This window comes from Streptomyces sp. NPDC040718, from assembly GCF_055593565.1.
On sequence record NZ_JBVIXO010000001.1, the window covers coordinates 353,581 to 367,345 of the forward strand.

Annotated in this window: 16 protein-coding genes and 1 pseudogene; 7 read left to right on the forward strand and 10 right to left on the reverse strand. The window is 70.9% G+C overall.

Annotated elements, in window-relative coordinates; translation table 11 throughout:
• Positions 1-10 precede the first annotated feature (10 nt).
• The 4 genes from ACZ597_RS01545 to ACZ597_RS01560 all read right to left on the reverse strand — a co-directional run bounded on the left by ACZ597_RS01545 (position 11) and on the right by ACZ597_RS01560 (position 4,044).
• On the reverse strand, positions 11-1,711 hold the full coding sequence (locus tag ACZ597_RS01545) for an acyl-CoA mutase large subunit family protein (RefSeq protein ID WP_471323514.1): 1,701 nt from the start codon (positions 1,709-1,711) through the stop codon (positions 11-13).
• A gap of 118 nt (positions 1,712-1,829) precedes the next feature.
• Entirely contained in the window at positions 1,830-2,159 is a 330-nt protein-coding gene (locus tag ACZ597_RS01550; protein WP_468166331.1) for a DUF3817 domain-containing protein, read from the reverse strand.
• A 90-nt stretch (positions 2,160-2,249) separates the two neighbouring features.
• A complete protein-coding gene (locus ACZ597_RS01555; protein ID WP_471323517.1) occupies positions 2,250-2,759 on the reverse strand; it encodes a MarR family winged helix-turn-helix transcriptional regulator in 510 nt (169 codons plus the stop codon).
• 10 nt (positions 2,760-2,769) lie between these two features.
• Positions 2,770-4,044: an MFS transporter gene (locus ACZ597_RS01560; RefSeq protein WP_471323520.1), complete on the reverse strand. Its 1,275-nt coding sequence runs from the start codon at positions 4,042-4,044 to the stop codon at positions 2,770-2,772.
• Positions 4,045-4,128: 84 nt separating this feature from the next.
• On the opposite strand from ACZ597_RS01560, the gene ACZ597_RS01565 reads away from it, so the two are divergent.
• Entirely contained in the window at positions 4,129-5,127 is a 999-nt protein-coding gene (locus ACZ597_RS01565; protein ID WP_471323522.1) for an ArsR/SmtB family transcription factor, read from the forward strand.
• Between the two features lie 189 nt (positions 5,128-5,316).
• Here the strand turns inward: ACZ597_RS01565 and ACZ597_RS01570 are convergent, their stop codons facing one another.
• The 4 genes and pseudogenes from ACZ597_RS01570 to ACZ597_RS01585 form a co-directional block, all read right to left on the reverse strand.
• The gene (locus tag ACZ597_RS01570) at positions 5,317-5,949 is read right to left on the reverse strand and encodes a TetR/AcrR family transcriptional regulator (RefSeq protein ID WP_471323525.1); all 633 of its coding nucleotides are present in this window, start codon (positions 5,947-5,949) and stop codon (positions 5,317-5,319) included.
• A complete protein-coding gene (locus ACZ597_RS01575) occupies positions 5,946-6,626 on the reverse strand; it encodes a DUF4166 domain-containing protein (RefSeq protein ID WP_471323528.1) in 681 nt (226 codons plus the stop codon). Before ACZ597_RS01575 ends, ACZ597_RS01570 begins: the two co-directional genes overlap by 4 nt.
• Positions 6,623-7,321: a hypothetical protein gene (locus ACZ597_RS01580; protein WP_471325074.1), complete on the reverse strand. Its 699-nt coding sequence runs from the start codon at positions 7,319-7,321 to the stop codon at positions 6,623-6,625. The genes ACZ597_RS01575 and ACZ597_RS01580 overlap by 4 nt, the downstream gene beginning before the upstream one ends.
• 170 nt (positions 7,322-7,491) lie before the next feature.
• Positions 7,492-7,662 (reverse strand): annotated as a pseudogene (locus ACZ597_RS01585) (thiamine-binding protein); the annotation flags it as partial.
• Between the two features lie 55 nt (positions 7,663-7,717).
• Between ACZ597_RS01585 and ACZ597_RS01590 the strand changes: the two are divergent.
• Positions 7,718-9,190: a recombinase family protein gene (locus ACZ597_RS01590; protein ID WP_471323531.1), complete on the forward strand. Its 1,473-nt coding sequence runs from the start codon at positions 7,718-7,720 to the stop codon at positions 9,188-9,190.
• Positions 9,191-10,116: 926 nt separating this feature from the next.
• Here ACZ597_RS01590 and ACZ597_RS01595 read toward each other — a convergent pair.
• Positions 10,117-10,344 carry a hypothetical protein gene (locus ACZ597_RS01595; protein WP_471323534.1) on the reverse strand — a complete coding sequence of 76 codons (228 nt, stop codon included), beginning with the start codon at positions 10,342-10,344 and terminating at the stop codon, positions 10,117-10,119.
• Positions 10,345-10,750: 406 nt separating this feature from the next.
• Between ACZ597_RS01595 and ACZ597_RS01600 the strand changes: the two genes are divergently transcribed.
• Complete coding sequence (locus tag ACZ597_RS01600) at positions 10,751-11,329, forward strand: recombinase family protein (protein ID WP_471323537.1); 579 nt, start codon at positions 10,751-10,753, stop codon at positions 11,327-11,329.
• 308 nt (positions 11,330-11,637) lie between these two features.
• Here ACZ597_RS01600 and ACZ597_RS01605 read toward each other — a convergent pair whose 3' ends face one another.
• The gene (locus tag ACZ597_RS01605; RefSeq protein WP_471323540.1) at positions 11,638-12,744 is read right to left on the reverse strand and encodes an XRE family transcriptional regulator; all 1,107 of its coding nucleotides are present in this window, start codon (positions 12,742-12,744) and stop codon (positions 11,638-11,640) included.
• A 62-nt stretch (positions 12,745-12,806) separates the two neighbouring features.
• Here ACZ597_RS01605 and ACZ597_RS01610 point away from each other — a divergent pair, with 62 nt between their 5' ends.
• The 4 genes from ACZ597_RS01610 (at position 12,807) to ACZ597_RS01625 (ending at position 13,719) form a co-directional block, all read left to right on the forward strand.
• Positions 12,807-12,992, forward strand: coding sequence for a hypothetical protein (locus ACZ597_RS01610; RefSeq protein WP_471323542.1), 186 nt, complete (start codon positions 12,807-12,809; stop codon positions 12,990-12,992).
• Positions 12,989-13,219: a DUF7848 domain-containing protein gene (locus ACZ597_RS01615; RefSeq protein ID WP_471323545.1), complete on the forward strand. Its 231-nt coding sequence runs from the start codon at positions 12,989-12,991 to the stop codon at positions 13,217-13,219. The genes ACZ597_RS01610 and ACZ597_RS01615 overlap by 4 nt, the downstream gene beginning before the upstream one ends.
• The gene (locus ACZ597_RS01620) at positions 13,216-13,443 is read left to right on the forward strand and encodes a hypothetical protein (protein WP_471323547.1); all 228 of its coding nucleotides are present in this window, start codon (positions 13,216-13,218) and stop codon (positions 13,441-13,443) included. Before ACZ597_RS01615 ends, ACZ597_RS01620 begins: the two co-directional genes overlap by 4 nt.
• Before the next feature lie 66 nt (positions 13,444-13,509).
• On the forward strand, positions 13,510-13,719 hold the full coding sequence (locus ACZ597_RS01625) for a DUF397 domain-containing protein (RefSeq protein ID WP_403560107.1): 210 nt from the start codon (positions 13,510-13,512) through the stop codon (positions 13,717-13,719).
• Positions 13,720-13,765: the final 46 nt, after the last annotated feature.

The following is a 13,765-nucleotide window of genomic DNA, read 5'->3' on the forward strand; positions in this document are numbered from 1 at the left end:
CGGACAGGCCCTAGAAGCCCGGCGGCTCGGTGTAGACGCCCCACTCGTCGCGCAGGACGTTGCAGATCTCGCCGAGCGTGGCCTCGGCGCGTACCGCGTCCAGCATGGCGGGGATCATGTTCGACCCGTCACGGGCGGCGTCCAGCATGGCCTTCAGCGAGGCCGTCACCTTGGCGTCGTCGCGGCGCTCCTTGCGGGCGGCCAGGACGCGGACCTGCTCGCGCTCCACCTCGTGGCTGACCCGGAGGATCTCCAGGTCGCCGGTGACGGAGCCGTGGTGGACGTTGACGCCGACGACCCGCTTGTCGCCCTTCTCCAGGGAGCGCTGGTACTGGAAGGCCGACTCGGCGATCTCGCCGGTGAACCAGCCGTCCTCGATGCCGCGCAGGATGCCGGAGGTGATCGGCCCGATGGGGTGCCGGCCGTCCGGGTGGGCGCGCAGGCCCCGCTCCCTGATCTGCTCGAAGATCTTCTCGGCGTCGGCCTCGATGCGGTCGGTGAGCTGCTCGACGTACCAGGAACCGCCCAGCGGGTCGGCGACGTTGGCGACTCCGGTCTCCTCCATCAGCACCTGCTGCGTGCGCAGCGCGATCTCGGCGGCCTGCTCGCTGGGGAGGGCGAGGGTCTCGTCGAGGGCGTTGGTGTGCAGGGAGTTGGTGCCGCCGAGGACGGCCGCGAGGGCCTCGACCGCGGTGCGCACGACGTTGTTGTACGGCTGCTGCGCGGTGAGGGAGACGCCGGCGGTCTGGGTGTGGAAGCGCAGCCACATGGTCTTGTCGGACTTCGCCCCGTAGACCTCCTTCATCCAGCGGGCCCAGATGCGGCGGGCGGCGCGGAACTTGGCGATCTCCTCGAAGAAGTCGAGGTGCGCGTCGAAGAAGAAGGAGAGGCCGGAGGCGAAGTGGTCCACGTCCAGGCCGCGGGAAAGGCCGAGTTCCACGTAGCCGAAGCCGTCGGCCAGGGTGTAGGCGAGCTCCTGAGCGGCCGTCGCCCCGGCCTCGCGGATGTGGTAGCCGGAGACCGAGAGCGGCTTGTAGGCGGGGATGCCGTTCGCGCAGTACTCCATGAGGTCGCCGATGAGGCGCAGGTGCGGCTCGGGTTCGAAGAGCCACTCCTTCTGGGCGATGTACTCCTTGAAGATGTCGGTCTGGAGCGTGCCGTTGAGCACGGCCGGGTCGACGCCCTGGCGCTCGGCGGCCACCAGGTACATGCAGAAGGCGGGCACGGCGGGGCCGCTGATGGTCATCGAGGTGGTCACGTCGCCGAGGGGGATGTCCTTGAAGAGGACCTCCATGTCGGCGGCGGAGTCGATGGCGACGCCGCAGTGGCCGACCTCGCCGAGCGAGCGCGGGTCGTCGGAGTCCCGTCCCATCAGGGTCGGCATGTCGAAGGCGACGGAGAGCCCGCCGCCGCCGGCGGCCAGGATCATCTTGTAGCGCTCGTTCGTCTGCTCGGCGTTGCCGAAGCCGGCGAACTGCCGGATGGTCCAGGTCCGGCCGCGGTAGCCGGTGGCGTGCAGACCCCGGGTGAAGGGGTACTCCCCCGGCCAGCCGATGCGTTCGAACCCCTCGTAGGAGTCGCCGGGGCGGGGCCCGTAGACGGGGTCGACGTCATCTCCGGAGAGCGTCGTGAAATCGGCCTCGCGCTTGCGGGCCTTGTCATACCGGGCCTGCCAGCGGCGGCGGCCCTCCTCGATGGCGTCAGCGTCCATACCCACGAATTTACTAGGACGTCCTAGTAAATGTCGATGGCAAACCCCCGGGAGTCTTCCCGGGGGTGTCCGGCTCCGGCGGCACGCCAGGCGGTATCAGGCCATTCTCAGGCCGTTCTCAGGCCTTGGCGGTCGCCAGACCGTCGCTGACGAGCGGCTCGACCTCGGCGCGGATGCCGCGCTCGACGAAGAAGGCGGCCAGCGGGATGGTCCCCGAGACCAGCACCCACAGCAGCTTGCCGAACGGCCACTTGGCCTTGGAGCCCAGGTCGAAGGCGAAGACCAGGTAGATCATGAAGAGCACGCCGTGGACCTGCGAGACCGCGAGGGTCAGGCCGGCGCCGGTGTCGAAGCCGTACTTCGCCACCATGCAGGCGCAGAGGATCAGGAGCATGACCGCGGTCACGTAGGCCATGACGCGGTAGCGGGTCAGCACGCTTCGTTTCATGCCGTCGAGCCTAACCGTCCGTTTTGCTCGATCTTGACGCGGCCCCGGCTCCGGGCCCGGTTCCCCGGTCACCCGGCCACCCGGTCCTCCTCAGCGCTCCTCGAAGTCCGCGGCGGCCACCCGCAGCGGGCGCAGCAGCGCGAAGATCTCCGCGCACTCCTCCGCGTCGTACACGCCGAGGCCGAAGTCGACCGCCATCAGGTCCTTCGTCGCCGCCTCGACCACCTCGCGGCCCTTCGCCGTGATCGACGCGAGCGTGCCGCGGCCGTCCTGCGGGTTGGGGCGCTTGTCGACCAGCCCCGACTTCACGAGCCGGTCCACGGTGTTCGTCACCGAGGTCGGGTGGACCATCAGGCGCTCGCCGATCTTCGACATCGGCAGCTCGCCGGCCTGGGAGAAGGTGAGCAGCACGAGCGCCTCGTAGCGGGCGAAGGTCAGCCCGTACGGCTTCACCACCGCGTCGACCTCGGCCAGCAGGATCTGGTGCGCGCGCATGATGGAGGTGATCGCCGCCATGGACGGCGCGGGTCCCCAGCGCTGACGCCAGAGCTCGTCGGCGCGGGCGATGGGGTCGAAGGCGAGGCTGAGCGGCTTGGGCATCCACCAGACCCTACCGGGCGGTCACTTGACCGCGATCCCCCGTCTCATTCCTCGGCCGCCGCACCCCTGCGAGGAGCAGTGCGACGACCACGGTGCCGAGCGCGCCGGACCCGGCGACCACGACGTGCGCCGGGAGGAACTCGGCGGCGGCCCCGGCGAGGGCCACGCCGACGCCCTGGAAGGTCATCAGGCCCGTGCTCAGCAGGGTCATCGCGCGTCCGCGCAGCTCGTCGGGGACGGCGTCCACGTACATCCGGTCCAGCCCGAGGGTGTAGGCGTGCGCCAGGCCCGCGAGCAGCAGCGCCGCCAGGACGACGGCCGGGCCGGGGCGGACGGCGAACAGCAGGAGCGGGAGCAGGGAGGCGGCGGCGAGCGGCGCCGTGATCCGCGAACGCGTTCGGGCGGTGAGCGCCGACCCCGCCCACAGTTCACCCGCGACGGTGCCGACGGGCAGCGCGCACATCAGCACCCCCAGGGTGACGGTCCCGGCCCCGACGTCCTCGGTGTACGGGGCGAGCAGCGCCTCCGGTACGACGGCGAAGGCGGGCGGCAGCCAGCACAGCAGGGTGAGCGCCCGCAGCCGCCGCCCGCCGAGGACGGCCCTCAGCCCGCCGAGCGGTGATTCGCGTACGGCCGTGACGGCCCGGGCGGGACGGGCCCGGGTGCCCAGGCGCAGCAGCAGGGCCGAGGCGAGGAACCCGGCGGCGGTCAGCCCGATGGCCGCCCGCGGGGCGACGGCGGCCAGCAGCAGGCCGCCGAGGCCGAAGCCGGCGAGCTGGGCGCTCTGCGCGACCATCCGCAGCAGCGAGCGGCCGAGCACGAAGGCCTCGCCGGTCCCGAGGATCTCGGCGAGGGAGGCGCTGCGGGCACCCTGGAAGAGCGGGGCCACGAAGGCCATGGCGCAGCGCAGTACGAGGATCCCCGCGACCGGCGTCCCCGGCCAGACCATGCCCGCCGCGCAGGCGGCGCACAGCAGGTCGCACCCGACGAGCACCCGCCGGGCGGGGTACCGGTCGGCGAGCGGGGCGAGGAGGGTGCCGCCCAGGGCGTACGGCAGGAAGCCGAGGGCGAAGGTGAGGGCGCTCATCAGGGGTGAGCCGGTGGCCCGGTAGACGAGGACGGTGAGGGAGATCTCGGCGACGACGACGCCGAGCAGGGACAGCAGGTGCGCGGCGAAGACGGCCCGGAACTCGCGGACGCGGAAGACGGGCCGGTACCCCGTTCCCGGGTTCCCGGAGCCGGGGTCCCCGGTGGCCGGGGTGCTGATCGGGTTGTCGGTGGGCATGGCCCGAACCCTGGCGGGACTACGCTGGCGGCCCTAGGGATTCGGCCCTGCCCGAATCTTCCGGCGGCGATGCGCGGGGGCTGCGTGGGGTTCCACTACCGGTTCGGTCCGGCCGACCTGCTCCGGTGCCGGTTCGCGATCTCCCCGCTCTGGGAGACGCAGGAGGCCGTACGGGTCCTGCTGCGCCCGCACCGGCAGGCCTACCACCTGCCCTGGCTGAGCCGGGTCCGGTCCGCCGCGGCCGGCCTGGACCTGCGTCCGCTGTGGCTGCTGATGCCGAGGAAGGGGCACAACCCGGACCTGCTGAGCCCTCCCCCGGCCGGGCCGGCCGTCACCTTCGGGGAGGAGCTGGCCCGGGTGCGGGCGGCGGCCGGCGATCCGGAGGCCGCGCACGAGGACCTGCGGCGGGCGCTGCTCTGCACCCCGGGGGCGGTGGACGGAGACATCGGGCGCCGGATGCTGGCGGATCCCGCGCGGGCGGTGGAGGAGCTGGCCGACCTGTACGAGCGGGCCTGGGAGCTGTTGGTCGCCCCGCACTGGCCCCGGCTGCGGGCCCTGCTGGAGGCGGACGTGCTGTTCCACTCCCGTCGGCTGGCGGCGGGCGGGCTCCAGGAGCTCCTCGACGGGCTCCACCCGGACCTGCGCTGGTACGGGGAGGAGCAGACCCTGACCATCGAGCGCCCGTCCCACCACGACCGCGAACTGGGCGGGCAGGGGCTGCTGCTGATGCCCAGCGCCTTCGTCTGGCCGGAGGTGGTCGGCGGCTTCGACCCGCCGTGGCAGCCGGCGCTGGTGTACCCGGCCCGTGGCATCGGCGCGCTGTGGACGGCCTCGGCCGGCCCGGCCCCGCGGGCCCTGGCGGGGCTGCTGGGGAGGGGCCGGGCGGAGGTGCTGTGCGCCCTGCACGAGCCCGCCTCGACCACGGCCCTCGCGGACCGGCTGGGCCTGGCGCCTTCGACGGTGTCCGCGCACCTGAAGGCCCTCCGGGCGGCGGGCCTGCTGCTCCCGTTCCGCCAGGGCCACCGGGTCCTGTACGAACGCACCCCGCTGGGCATCGCCCTCGCCGCCGCCCCCGCCGGCTGACACCGGTTCCGCTGCGCGGGGCTTGCCCCTCCCCGCCCTTCACCGTTCTCGCCTCAATCGCCGGCGAGGCTGAATCAGCCCCGCCGGCGTTCGAGGCGCGGGGTCCGGGGCGGAGCCCCTGGGAACGGTGGAAGGGCGGGTAGGGGACCTCGCCCCGCGCAGCGGCACCGCCCCGCCGGGCGGCGGGCGTCAGCTCCGGGTCCCCCGCCGGAGGCCGTGGCGGACCGCCCGCTGCGTCAGCGGCCCGAGGCCCTCCAGGACGGCGGCCAGCCCGGCCAGCTGCTCAAGGGCGTCCAGCGCCCGCCCGGCGCCCTCGGGGTCCACCCCCTCGTACAGCTCGATGCCGACGAACGAGGCGGCCGTGGCCCGGGCCAGCCCCGCCGGATCGGCGAAGCCGGCCAGCGGGGTCGCCGCCAGCAGCCGGCCCAGCACCGCCTCCAGCTCCTCGATCCACAGCCCCAGCCCGGCGGCCGTCGCCGCCGCAAGGGACGGCGAGTTCTGCCCGGCCGCGAGCAGCTGCCCGAGCATGGCCACGTACCCGGCGGCCCGCTCCTCGGCGTGCATCTCCCGGGCGAACTCCAGCAGCTCGGGCAGGCTGCCCAGGGCGGCGAGCCGGTCGCGGTAGCGGTCGACCCGCTGCTCGGCCCCGTACCGGCAGGCGGCGGCGAGCAGGTCGTCCACCGAGCCGAAGTGGTAGAAGATCAGCCCCTGCCCCACCCCCGCGGTGGCCGCGATGGTCCGGGCCGAGGCCTTCGCGATGCCCTGCTCGACGAGGGTGCGCAGGGCGCCTTCGAGGAGCTTCTCCTTCGTCGCCGCGCTCACGCCCGGACCTCCTCGCGGACGGGCCGCAGGTCCCCGCGGACCCCGTGCGCGCGGGCGTCGACGTACTCGGCGGTGAAGGAGCCCTCGTACCCGAAGAGCGGCCCGAAGCGGCGGTTGACCACCCGTACCCGGATCCGGAACCGGCCGGTGGCGTCGTCGAAGGACTCGCGCACCTCGGCGTCGCCGCCGATCAGCTCGGGCACGCGGACGTCGACGGGCCCCTCGCGGAAGCGGTGCTCGCCGGAGCGGATCAGCAGGGAGCCGTCGGGCTCGGCGCTCATGTGCAGGTCGCTGGCGAGGTGCTGGTGGGTGCCCAGGTAGTCGAGGACGCAGTCGCGTTCGGGGCTGTGGACCATCGTGGCGTCGAACCGGCGCGGCCCGTCCGGGAGGTGGAAGGTCCGCGCGAAGGTGACGGTCTCCCGCCCGAAGGAGTCGGTGTAGGGGAGGTTCTCGATGACGAAGGGGATGTTCCGCCCCTCGCGCGGGACCAGGATGTTGCGGGTGCCGCCGAGCCGGAGGAAGGGCTTGACGAAGCTGCGGCCGTGCCAGATGCGCTCCATGGTGCCCCGCCCGACGCAGCCCTCCCCGCTGTCCAGGCCGACGGAGAAGCGGCGCTGGACCTGCGGGTGCAGACGGTCGAAGTCGGCGCCCATGTGGGCCCGGAAGATGGAGGTCACGACGGCTCCAGGGTGGTCAGCAGGCGGGGTGCGGGGGCGGAGGTGCGGCCGGGCGGCGTGCGCAGGCAGCGGCGGGCGGCCGGGGTGCCGGGCAGCGGCGGCAGCAGCAGCGCGGCGGCGAGGGCGAGCGGGGCGAGGGCGAGCGGGGCGTACGCCAGGACCGCGGCGCAGAGCAGGATCCGCAGGGCGGTCTCCGCGAGGGCCCTGGCGAGCGCGCGGCCGGGCGGGGTGCCGCGCTCGCACCACAGCCGCAGCCGGTCGAAGGACCAGGCGGTGCCCCAGCCCATGAGGGGACGGAACACCAGCCGGTCGGCGAAGGCGCCGAAGCGGCCCCAGCGCGGCCGGTAGTCGTAGCCGGTGAGGAAGCGGATCCCGTCGGGGCCGGGGACGTAGCGCCAGTAGCCGCTGCCCTCGGCGAGCAGGGACAGCGGATGTCCCGAGGCGAAGCGCAGGGCCGAGACCCGGGTCCCGTCGGGGCGGCGGCGTTCGCCGGCGGAGATACCGGTGCCGGCGACGGAGAGGAAGGGCAGGACGCGGGTCGCGTAGCGGAAGCGCTGGGGCTCGCCCTCGGCGCGCGGCAGGTAGTCGATGGACGTGAACCTCAGGTCCCACCGCTGGTGCTGCGCCGGATCCTGGCTGCGCTCCCAGAGCGCGTCCATCCCGGTGCGGATCACCGTCTCGACGTACAGGCCCATCTCCACCTCCCCCTCCTTCGTTTTGAGCGGTCGCTCAAAAGGGAAGGTAGGCGATGTTGAGCGACCGCTCAACTGTGAGCCCGGCCATACCGGAACGGGGCCCCGATACACGAAAGCGCCCCCCGCCGACGGGCGGGGGGCGCTTTTCGGGAACGGTGCGGGCGGGCTGCTCAGCCCTCGGCGAGGTGCCGCTCCACGGTCTCGACCTTCGAGGTGATGCCGTCGGTGACGCCGGCCCGGATGTCGGCCTTGAGGACGAAGGAGACCCGGGGCGCCCGCTCCTCGACGGCGGCCACGGCGCGGCGCACCACGTCCATGACCTCGTCCCACTGGCCGGAAAGAAGGTAGCTCTGACAACATAGGACCCCTGTTTGGGGGTCGGAGGGGGATTCAGGCATGCGCATTGCCATTTACCTGCGGTTGTCGCGAGAGTCGGACGACTCCGCATCTCTGGAGACGCAACGCCAGGCGGCCCAACGGTGGCTGCTGGCGAACGGGTACGACCCCGCTGACGCCGTGGAGTACCCGGACACCGGGGTGTCCGGCGCCAAGCCACTTGAGGCGCGAGAGCAGATGAGTGCGCTGATGGCCTCTCGCCCTGATCTCGTCATCGCATGGAAGCTGGACCGGTACGCCCGCAGCGTGTCCGAGTTCCTCCGGCTCGTCGCGTGGGGCGAGCACTACGGCGTGAAGATCGCGACCACCGACGGCACGATCAACACGCTGACCCCGACCGGCCGCATGGTTGCCGTGGTACTCGCGGCGCTGGCCGAATGGGAACGCGAGATGATCAAAGACCGCATCACCGAGGGCCACGCCACCCGTCGCCAGCAAGGACGCTGGGCATCGGGGCGCGCGCCTCGCGGCTACCGGATCGTGCGACGTGACGACGCCGCCTACCTTGAGGTGCACCCGGAGGAGGCTTCGGCCATCCGCGAAGCCATGACCGCCCTGGTGAACGGTGGGACGGTAGCCGGCACAGCCCGGATCGTCGGTGTCAGCGAACCTCAGTGGCGACGACTGTTGAAAGCCCCGACACTGCGTGGCCAGCGGGCGCACAAGGGTGAGCTGATCACTGCTGCCGACGGCGTCACCCCTGTCCAGTTCGCGGACCCGATCCTTTCCGCTGCGGAGTTGAAGGCTGCGCGGGACCGCATGGAGGCCCTGGCCACCGGCAGGAACCGTGCCCCGCGACGCGCCACGCCCATGTGTTCCGACATGTCGGTGTGCTACCGGGGCTGCAAGCTCAACGGCGGAACCTCGGACAAGGGCGTACCGCTCTACCGCTGCAAGGCGGGCCACACCACCATCTACGCGGAGAGTCTCGACCAGCGGGTACGGGACGAGTTTCTGAAGGTGTTCGGCAGGATGCGGGAAGTCCTGGTCCACCTTGAGGGCGGCAACGATCTGTCGGCGGACATGGAAGAGATCCAGGAGCAAGCCGATCGAGTCGCCGAGCGCATGGCGACGGCGGGCAGGCTGATGCTGCCGACCCTTGAGCGCAAGGCGAGGGAGTTGGAGGACGCGTACGCCCGCCTGCTGGCCGCGCACGATCCGGAGACGCGAGAAGTGGCAGTGCCGACCGGGCGCACGATGGGCCAGGCATGGGAGGCCGAGGACACGGCGGGGCGTCGGCGTCTGCTCGCGCTCGTCAACCTTCGGGTGACCCTGCACCCACGTGAGGCAACGGACCGCCTGACGGTCGAATGGGGCCCGGAGCCGGAGGACATCGCGGAAGCAGAGCTTGCCGCCATCGCCAAGATCGAAGCCGAAGCACCGGCCCGCAGGATCGACCCGTTGACACCGGAGCAGCATGAGGAGATCCGGCAGGACCTGTTGGGCGACGTAGCGCGGCAAGAGGCCTTTTAGGCACGCCTGAGCCTCTATCGCGGCCCGTTGCTGGGGAAACCCGGTGGCGGGCCGTTCGGCGTTCCTGTGAGCGTGTGTCGGGTCGGGGACTGTCAGCCGGTCCGCCTACGGTCGTGAGGCGGTGACGGTGTGACGAATGACGATGTTGGCACCGTTCCAACTTCTTCCCTGTGTAGTTTTTGTTTTCGTTTCTCTCTCTTCACCTAAACAGCGGGTGACCTGGTGTTTTGATGCTTCACAGACACACTCTCTGGATGGTGTTCGGGTCACCTTTGGTCACCTGTGAGGGTCCTCGATCGCTTCGCGATCTGCGGACAGCGGGGAGAAAAGGTCTTGAGTGGTTGAAGATCAGGGGGTTTGAGAGTTTTGGGAAAGTACATAGACGACGCGAAGGCGCGCAGCGCCCTTGAAGCCGCAGCACAGCACGCCGACAGGGCAGGGCAACCCGTGCCGTTCCTGTGGAGCGGTGCCCAGTGGACCACCCCCGCTGGCGAGTGGCGGGACTGGCCGCTGGTCCGCCGGGGCATGGGCGAGTGGCTGCGCGCAGTAGTAGAGGGGGTGGACGAGGAGGCGGGGGCATCCATCAGGGAACGTCGATATGCACTCCGGTACTCCGTGGACGAAGCGCGGGACAGGGCAGAAAACGCGGACAGCGACGAAGAGGCAGAGCGTCACTACGCCAAGGTCGGAAGGCTGCTGGAAGAACTGGACGCGCTCCCCGCCCCCGCGAACATCGCCCCTGCCGTCGGAAGCTGGCCGGCTACGAGGGGTGGCGCGGCGTCACCGTGCCGGAATAGTGGACCGCACGCGGGCAGGCCGTCGGCGCTGTGTAGCCTGCCGCAGGTTCGCCCTCGCGTCAGCTATCGACGTGGACCACATGCAGCCGCTCTGCCGTCCGCGCCGCCGACTCAAGGCGTGCTGGAAGTTCAGCCGCAGCCTTCGCCGTTCGGATGCTGGGGCGACACGGGAGAGGCCAGAACAAGTACGTGACACTGCTGCATGTACTCAGTCAGGTTGACCAGCAAACGGCCCACTCGCTGGATTTTGTAAGCACCCTCCGGTGTCGTCGGCACGTCGGCGTGAGCGGGTCCGGTCATCGTGAGCACGGCCCCGGCGAGGGCGCCGGCGGCAAGTAGGCGCTTGGTGTTGTTCATGCGCTGCCAACGATTTTCAACCCGCCAGGGTCACGCCCTGCGTACAGAGGCCGCACTGAGCAATGCCTGACCAGGCAGGCACCCCCGGCCGCCTCCACACCAGAGCGGCAGGGACGTAAGAATCTCCGATGGATCATCGGGGCGCTCCCGTGGGACCCCAGGGGATGACCGCCTGAGCGCCACCCGCAGTATCGGTTAGGTGCTGACCTGCTCGGCGCGTACGCGTCTGGGGAGGAAGCGGGCCCACCGTTGCAGTGCGTGACCACCGACGACCGTCTCTCAAACGAAGGTTTGTGAGACGGCCGCCAGGGGGCGCTCCAGCCCGCCCGAACAGTGTTCCAAAACCCGTCTCAGAACTACTCGAAATCCCTTGAGGTTCTGAGACGGGTTGTGCGACGATTAGTGTATGACGGCGAACGCGGGACACCTGATCGGATACGCACGGGTCAGCACGGATGACCAGGAAGCCCAGTTGCAGCATGACGCGCTGACTGCGGCAGGCTGCGCCCGGATCTTCACGGACAAGGCGAGTGGCAAGAACACGGATCGCCCGGAACTGACGGCCGCTCTCGACTACGCCCGCCCCGGGGACACCCTGTGCGTGTGGAAGCTGGACCGATTCGCCCGGTCGCTGATCGACCTCGTGACCCTCGTGGACTCGCTCGCTGCCCGTGGCATCGGCTTCAAGGTGCTGACGGGAGCGCTGGCGAGCATCGACCCGAACACTCCGGACGGGCGGCTCATGCTTCAGGTGGTGGGCGCCATGGCGGAATTCGAGCGTAGCCTGATCAAGGACCGCACCCGCGCCGGACTGGACGCTGCCCGCGCTCAGGGGCGTACGGGTGGACGCCCTGCCGTGATGGACGCGGACAAGCTCGCTGCGGCCAAGGCTCGCCGGGCCAAGGGTGAGAGTGTCACGGCCATTGCCAAGGCCCTCGGGGTCTCCCGCGCCACGCTGTACCGGGCCTTGGGCGACGACGAGTAGCCCGCACCGACCCGAGAGACCGTCTGCCCTGGTGGTGGACGGTCTTTCTCACGTGCCGCTGTGGGGAGGGGAGGGCACGTCGAAAGTTCAACCGGCGCGCGCCCTGGCGATCCCGGCCCAAGCTCGGGATACGCGCCCTGGGTGCAGCGTCCTTTTTCGGGCCTTGCTTAGCGCTGACCAGCGGGAACAACTCCGCCACCACCCGAGAACGACCGCGTGAGGAGGTGGGGAGGGCCCCGAAACTCCCGGTTAGGGACCGGAACGTGGTGGCAGTCCTGCCCGTGTACGGGTTTCGCGGGCGTCGGCCGTCAGGTCTGCTCGATCTCCGCCATGAGCAACCGCAGCGTGAGGGAGTGCTTTTCCGGCGGGAGGGCATCCAGCGCTGCCCGGGCGTAGGCGGCTCCGCCCAAGACGTCTCCCGACCGGGCGAGCATGAGCCCCCGGTGCATCTCAAGGTGCGTCGCGAAGCGGGGCAGTTCTGCGGGGAGTTCTCGGCGCGCAGCTTCCTGGGCTTCCACGGCTCCCCGTTCGTCTCCCAGACGGGCCAGGAGGAGGGACAGGAACACGTTCATGCGCCACCAGGGCACGGCGTAGTCGCTGGTCTGCTCGTGCGACCCCTCCTTGTCGAAGATGCGCCGGCCCCGGTCCGCCAGGTGGAACGCCGTTGCGCGGTCCCCTCGGATCGCCGCTGCGTGCGCCTTGCCCATGATGGCGTTGAGGAGGCCGAGAGAGGGACGATCCGATATCGCCATGGCTTGGTCAGCCAGTACATCCGCGACCCCGAGGGACGCGCCCTCATAGCCCAGGGCGATAGCCGCACGGCCCCGGACCCACACGCGCGCTTCGTCGTTGCCGGACTCGTCAGCAGCCGTCGCTGCCATCCGGTACCAGTGCACCGCCTTGGAGCCGTCCGCCCCGGGGAACGTCTTGGCGTAGAGGGTCATCAGACGGGAGGCGACGGACCACAGCCGTGGGTCATCGAGTTGCTGCTGCACGGTGACGAGTTCACCGGCGACCCGACGCTGGATGTCCGCCGCACCCATGGACATGTACTCGGTGCCGTACGTCGCGAGCTTGGCCTCCCACTCGTCCGCTGACGGCCCGCCACGCAACCGGGCGGCGAATCCTGCGCTGATCAGATCGGAGGCTACGACAGGGGCTATGGCGGCCCCGGCCACATCGGTAAGGAACTCGCGTCGGTCCACTTCACCTTCAAGGACAGCTAGGGGAACGTCGAGCACGGCAGAAAGAACGGCCAGGTAGAACGCACCGGGCTTGACCTTGGAACGCTCCCAGTTGCTCACGTACTCCCGGGTCAGCGTCGTGCCGTGAACCTTGTTGATCTCCGAAGCTAACCGCCCCTGGCTCCACAGAGGGATTCCGGGGCCCGGGGGACGGTTGCCACTGCGGATCACACTAGTCCGAGGGTCCCGGCAGCGTAACGATGCCCGCACCGAGGGTGACACGGAGGTGCAGCATGGCGACGGCAGCACGACAGGAAGCGACCCGGCCGGAGGCTTCGGAGCCTCCCGCCCATGAATGCGGGGTGTGCCGCGCGCTGGACGCCGACCTGAAGGCGGCCGAAGCGGTCGGAAACCGGAGCGCTGTCGAGTCGCTGCGCACCGAGCTGCGCAACCACTCCCGCGACAGGGGTGCGGCGTGACCGTGCGAGCCGTCCTGCGCTACGTCCGCTACGTGATGCACCGCCATCCGTCGGCGGAGACGACCGCCACGGCACGCTGCCTGAACCCGGACTGCCAATGGGCGGCCGCCCCGACCGGCAACGCGGACGTCTGCACCGACATGTGCATCGAGCACACGGGGCGGACGGGGCACATGACGTTCCTGCGGGAGTTCTCGGAAGTCACCGTGGTGGAGCGGGTCCGGTGAGCGGGCGGTCCCGGCTGACGGTCCGCGTGCTCAGCGGGGGCTCAGCCGGCCCCGTGCTGATCTTCCGCTCCGGTGACCCCGTACGCCCGCTGGTGCGCGACCCGATCGACGTGGCGCGCTTCCGCCGTGAGGGCTACTGGGAGGGGTTCGGGGACGTGTTCCCGCCCTGCGCCTGTCTGCGCTGCCTACGGGCCATGTGGAACTTCGAGACTCCCCGCCCGTGAGGGTGGGGCGCACATGCACGACGGCGCGGGGACCGCTTCCCCGCAGCACTGCGAAGGGAAGGCACCATGACCACGATTCCCGACTTCGAGTTCCGCACGTCCTCAGCGTGCACCTACGAGAACAACAACCCGCGCTGCGTCGAGGTGGCCACCAACGTGCCCGGCAAGGTGGTCGTCCGCAGCTCCGTGACCGGCCGGGCGGTGGAGTTCACCGCCATGGAATGGACCGACTTCCTGAGCGGTGCCAAGCTGGGCGAGTTCGACCTCTCGGCCTAGGAGACGCGGTGCAGGAGTGCCCCCGCTGTGGCGGCGAAGCGGTACC

What these genes read in the sequence shown, in the direction of transcription:
- ACZ597_RS01625 (WP_403560107.1), top strand. Translation starts at nt 13,510, where the DNA reads ATGACCACGATTCCCGACTTCGAGTTCCGCACGTCCTCAGCGTGCACC.
- ACZ597_RS01600 (WP_471323537.1), top strand. Translation starts at nt 10,751, where the DNA reads ATGACGGCGAACGCGGGACACCTGATCGGATACGCACGGGTCAGCACG.
- ACZ597_RS01555 (WP_471323517.1), bottom strand. Translation starts at nt 2,759, where the DNA reads ATGCCCAAGCCGCTCAGCCTCGCCTTCGACCCCATCGCCCGCGCCGAC.
- ACZ597_RS01595 (WP_471323534.1), bottom strand. Translation starts at nt 10,344, where the DNA reads ATGAACAACACCAAGCGCCTACTTGCCGCCGGCGCCCTCGCCGGGGCC.
- ACZ597_RS01610 (WP_471323542.1), top strand. Translation starts at nt 12,807, where the DNA reads ATGGCGACGGCAGCACGACAGGAAGCGACCCGGCCGGAGGCTTCGGAG.
- ACZ597_RS01550 (WP_468166331.1), bottom strand. Translation starts at nt 2,159, where the DNA reads ATGAAACGAAGCGTGCTGACCCGCTACCGCGTCATGGCCTACGTGACC.
- ACZ597_RS01560 (WP_471323520.1), bottom strand. Translation starts at nt 4,044, where the DNA reads ATGCCCACCGACAACCCGATCAGCACCCCGGCCACCGGGGACCCCGGC.
- ACZ597_RS01590 (WP_471323531.1), top strand. Translation starts at nt 7,718, where the DNA reads ATGCGCATTGCCATTTACCTGCGGTTGTCGCGAGAGTCGGACGACTCC.
- ACZ597_RS01580 (WP_471325074.1), bottom strand. Translation starts at nt 7,321, where the DNA reads ATGGGCCTGTACGTCGAGACGGTGATCCGCACCGGGATGGACGCGCTC.
- ACZ597_RS01545 (WP_471323514.1), bottom strand. Translation starts at nt 1,711, where the DNA reads ATGGACGCTGACGCCATCGAGGAGGGCCGCCGCCGCTGGCAGGCCCGG.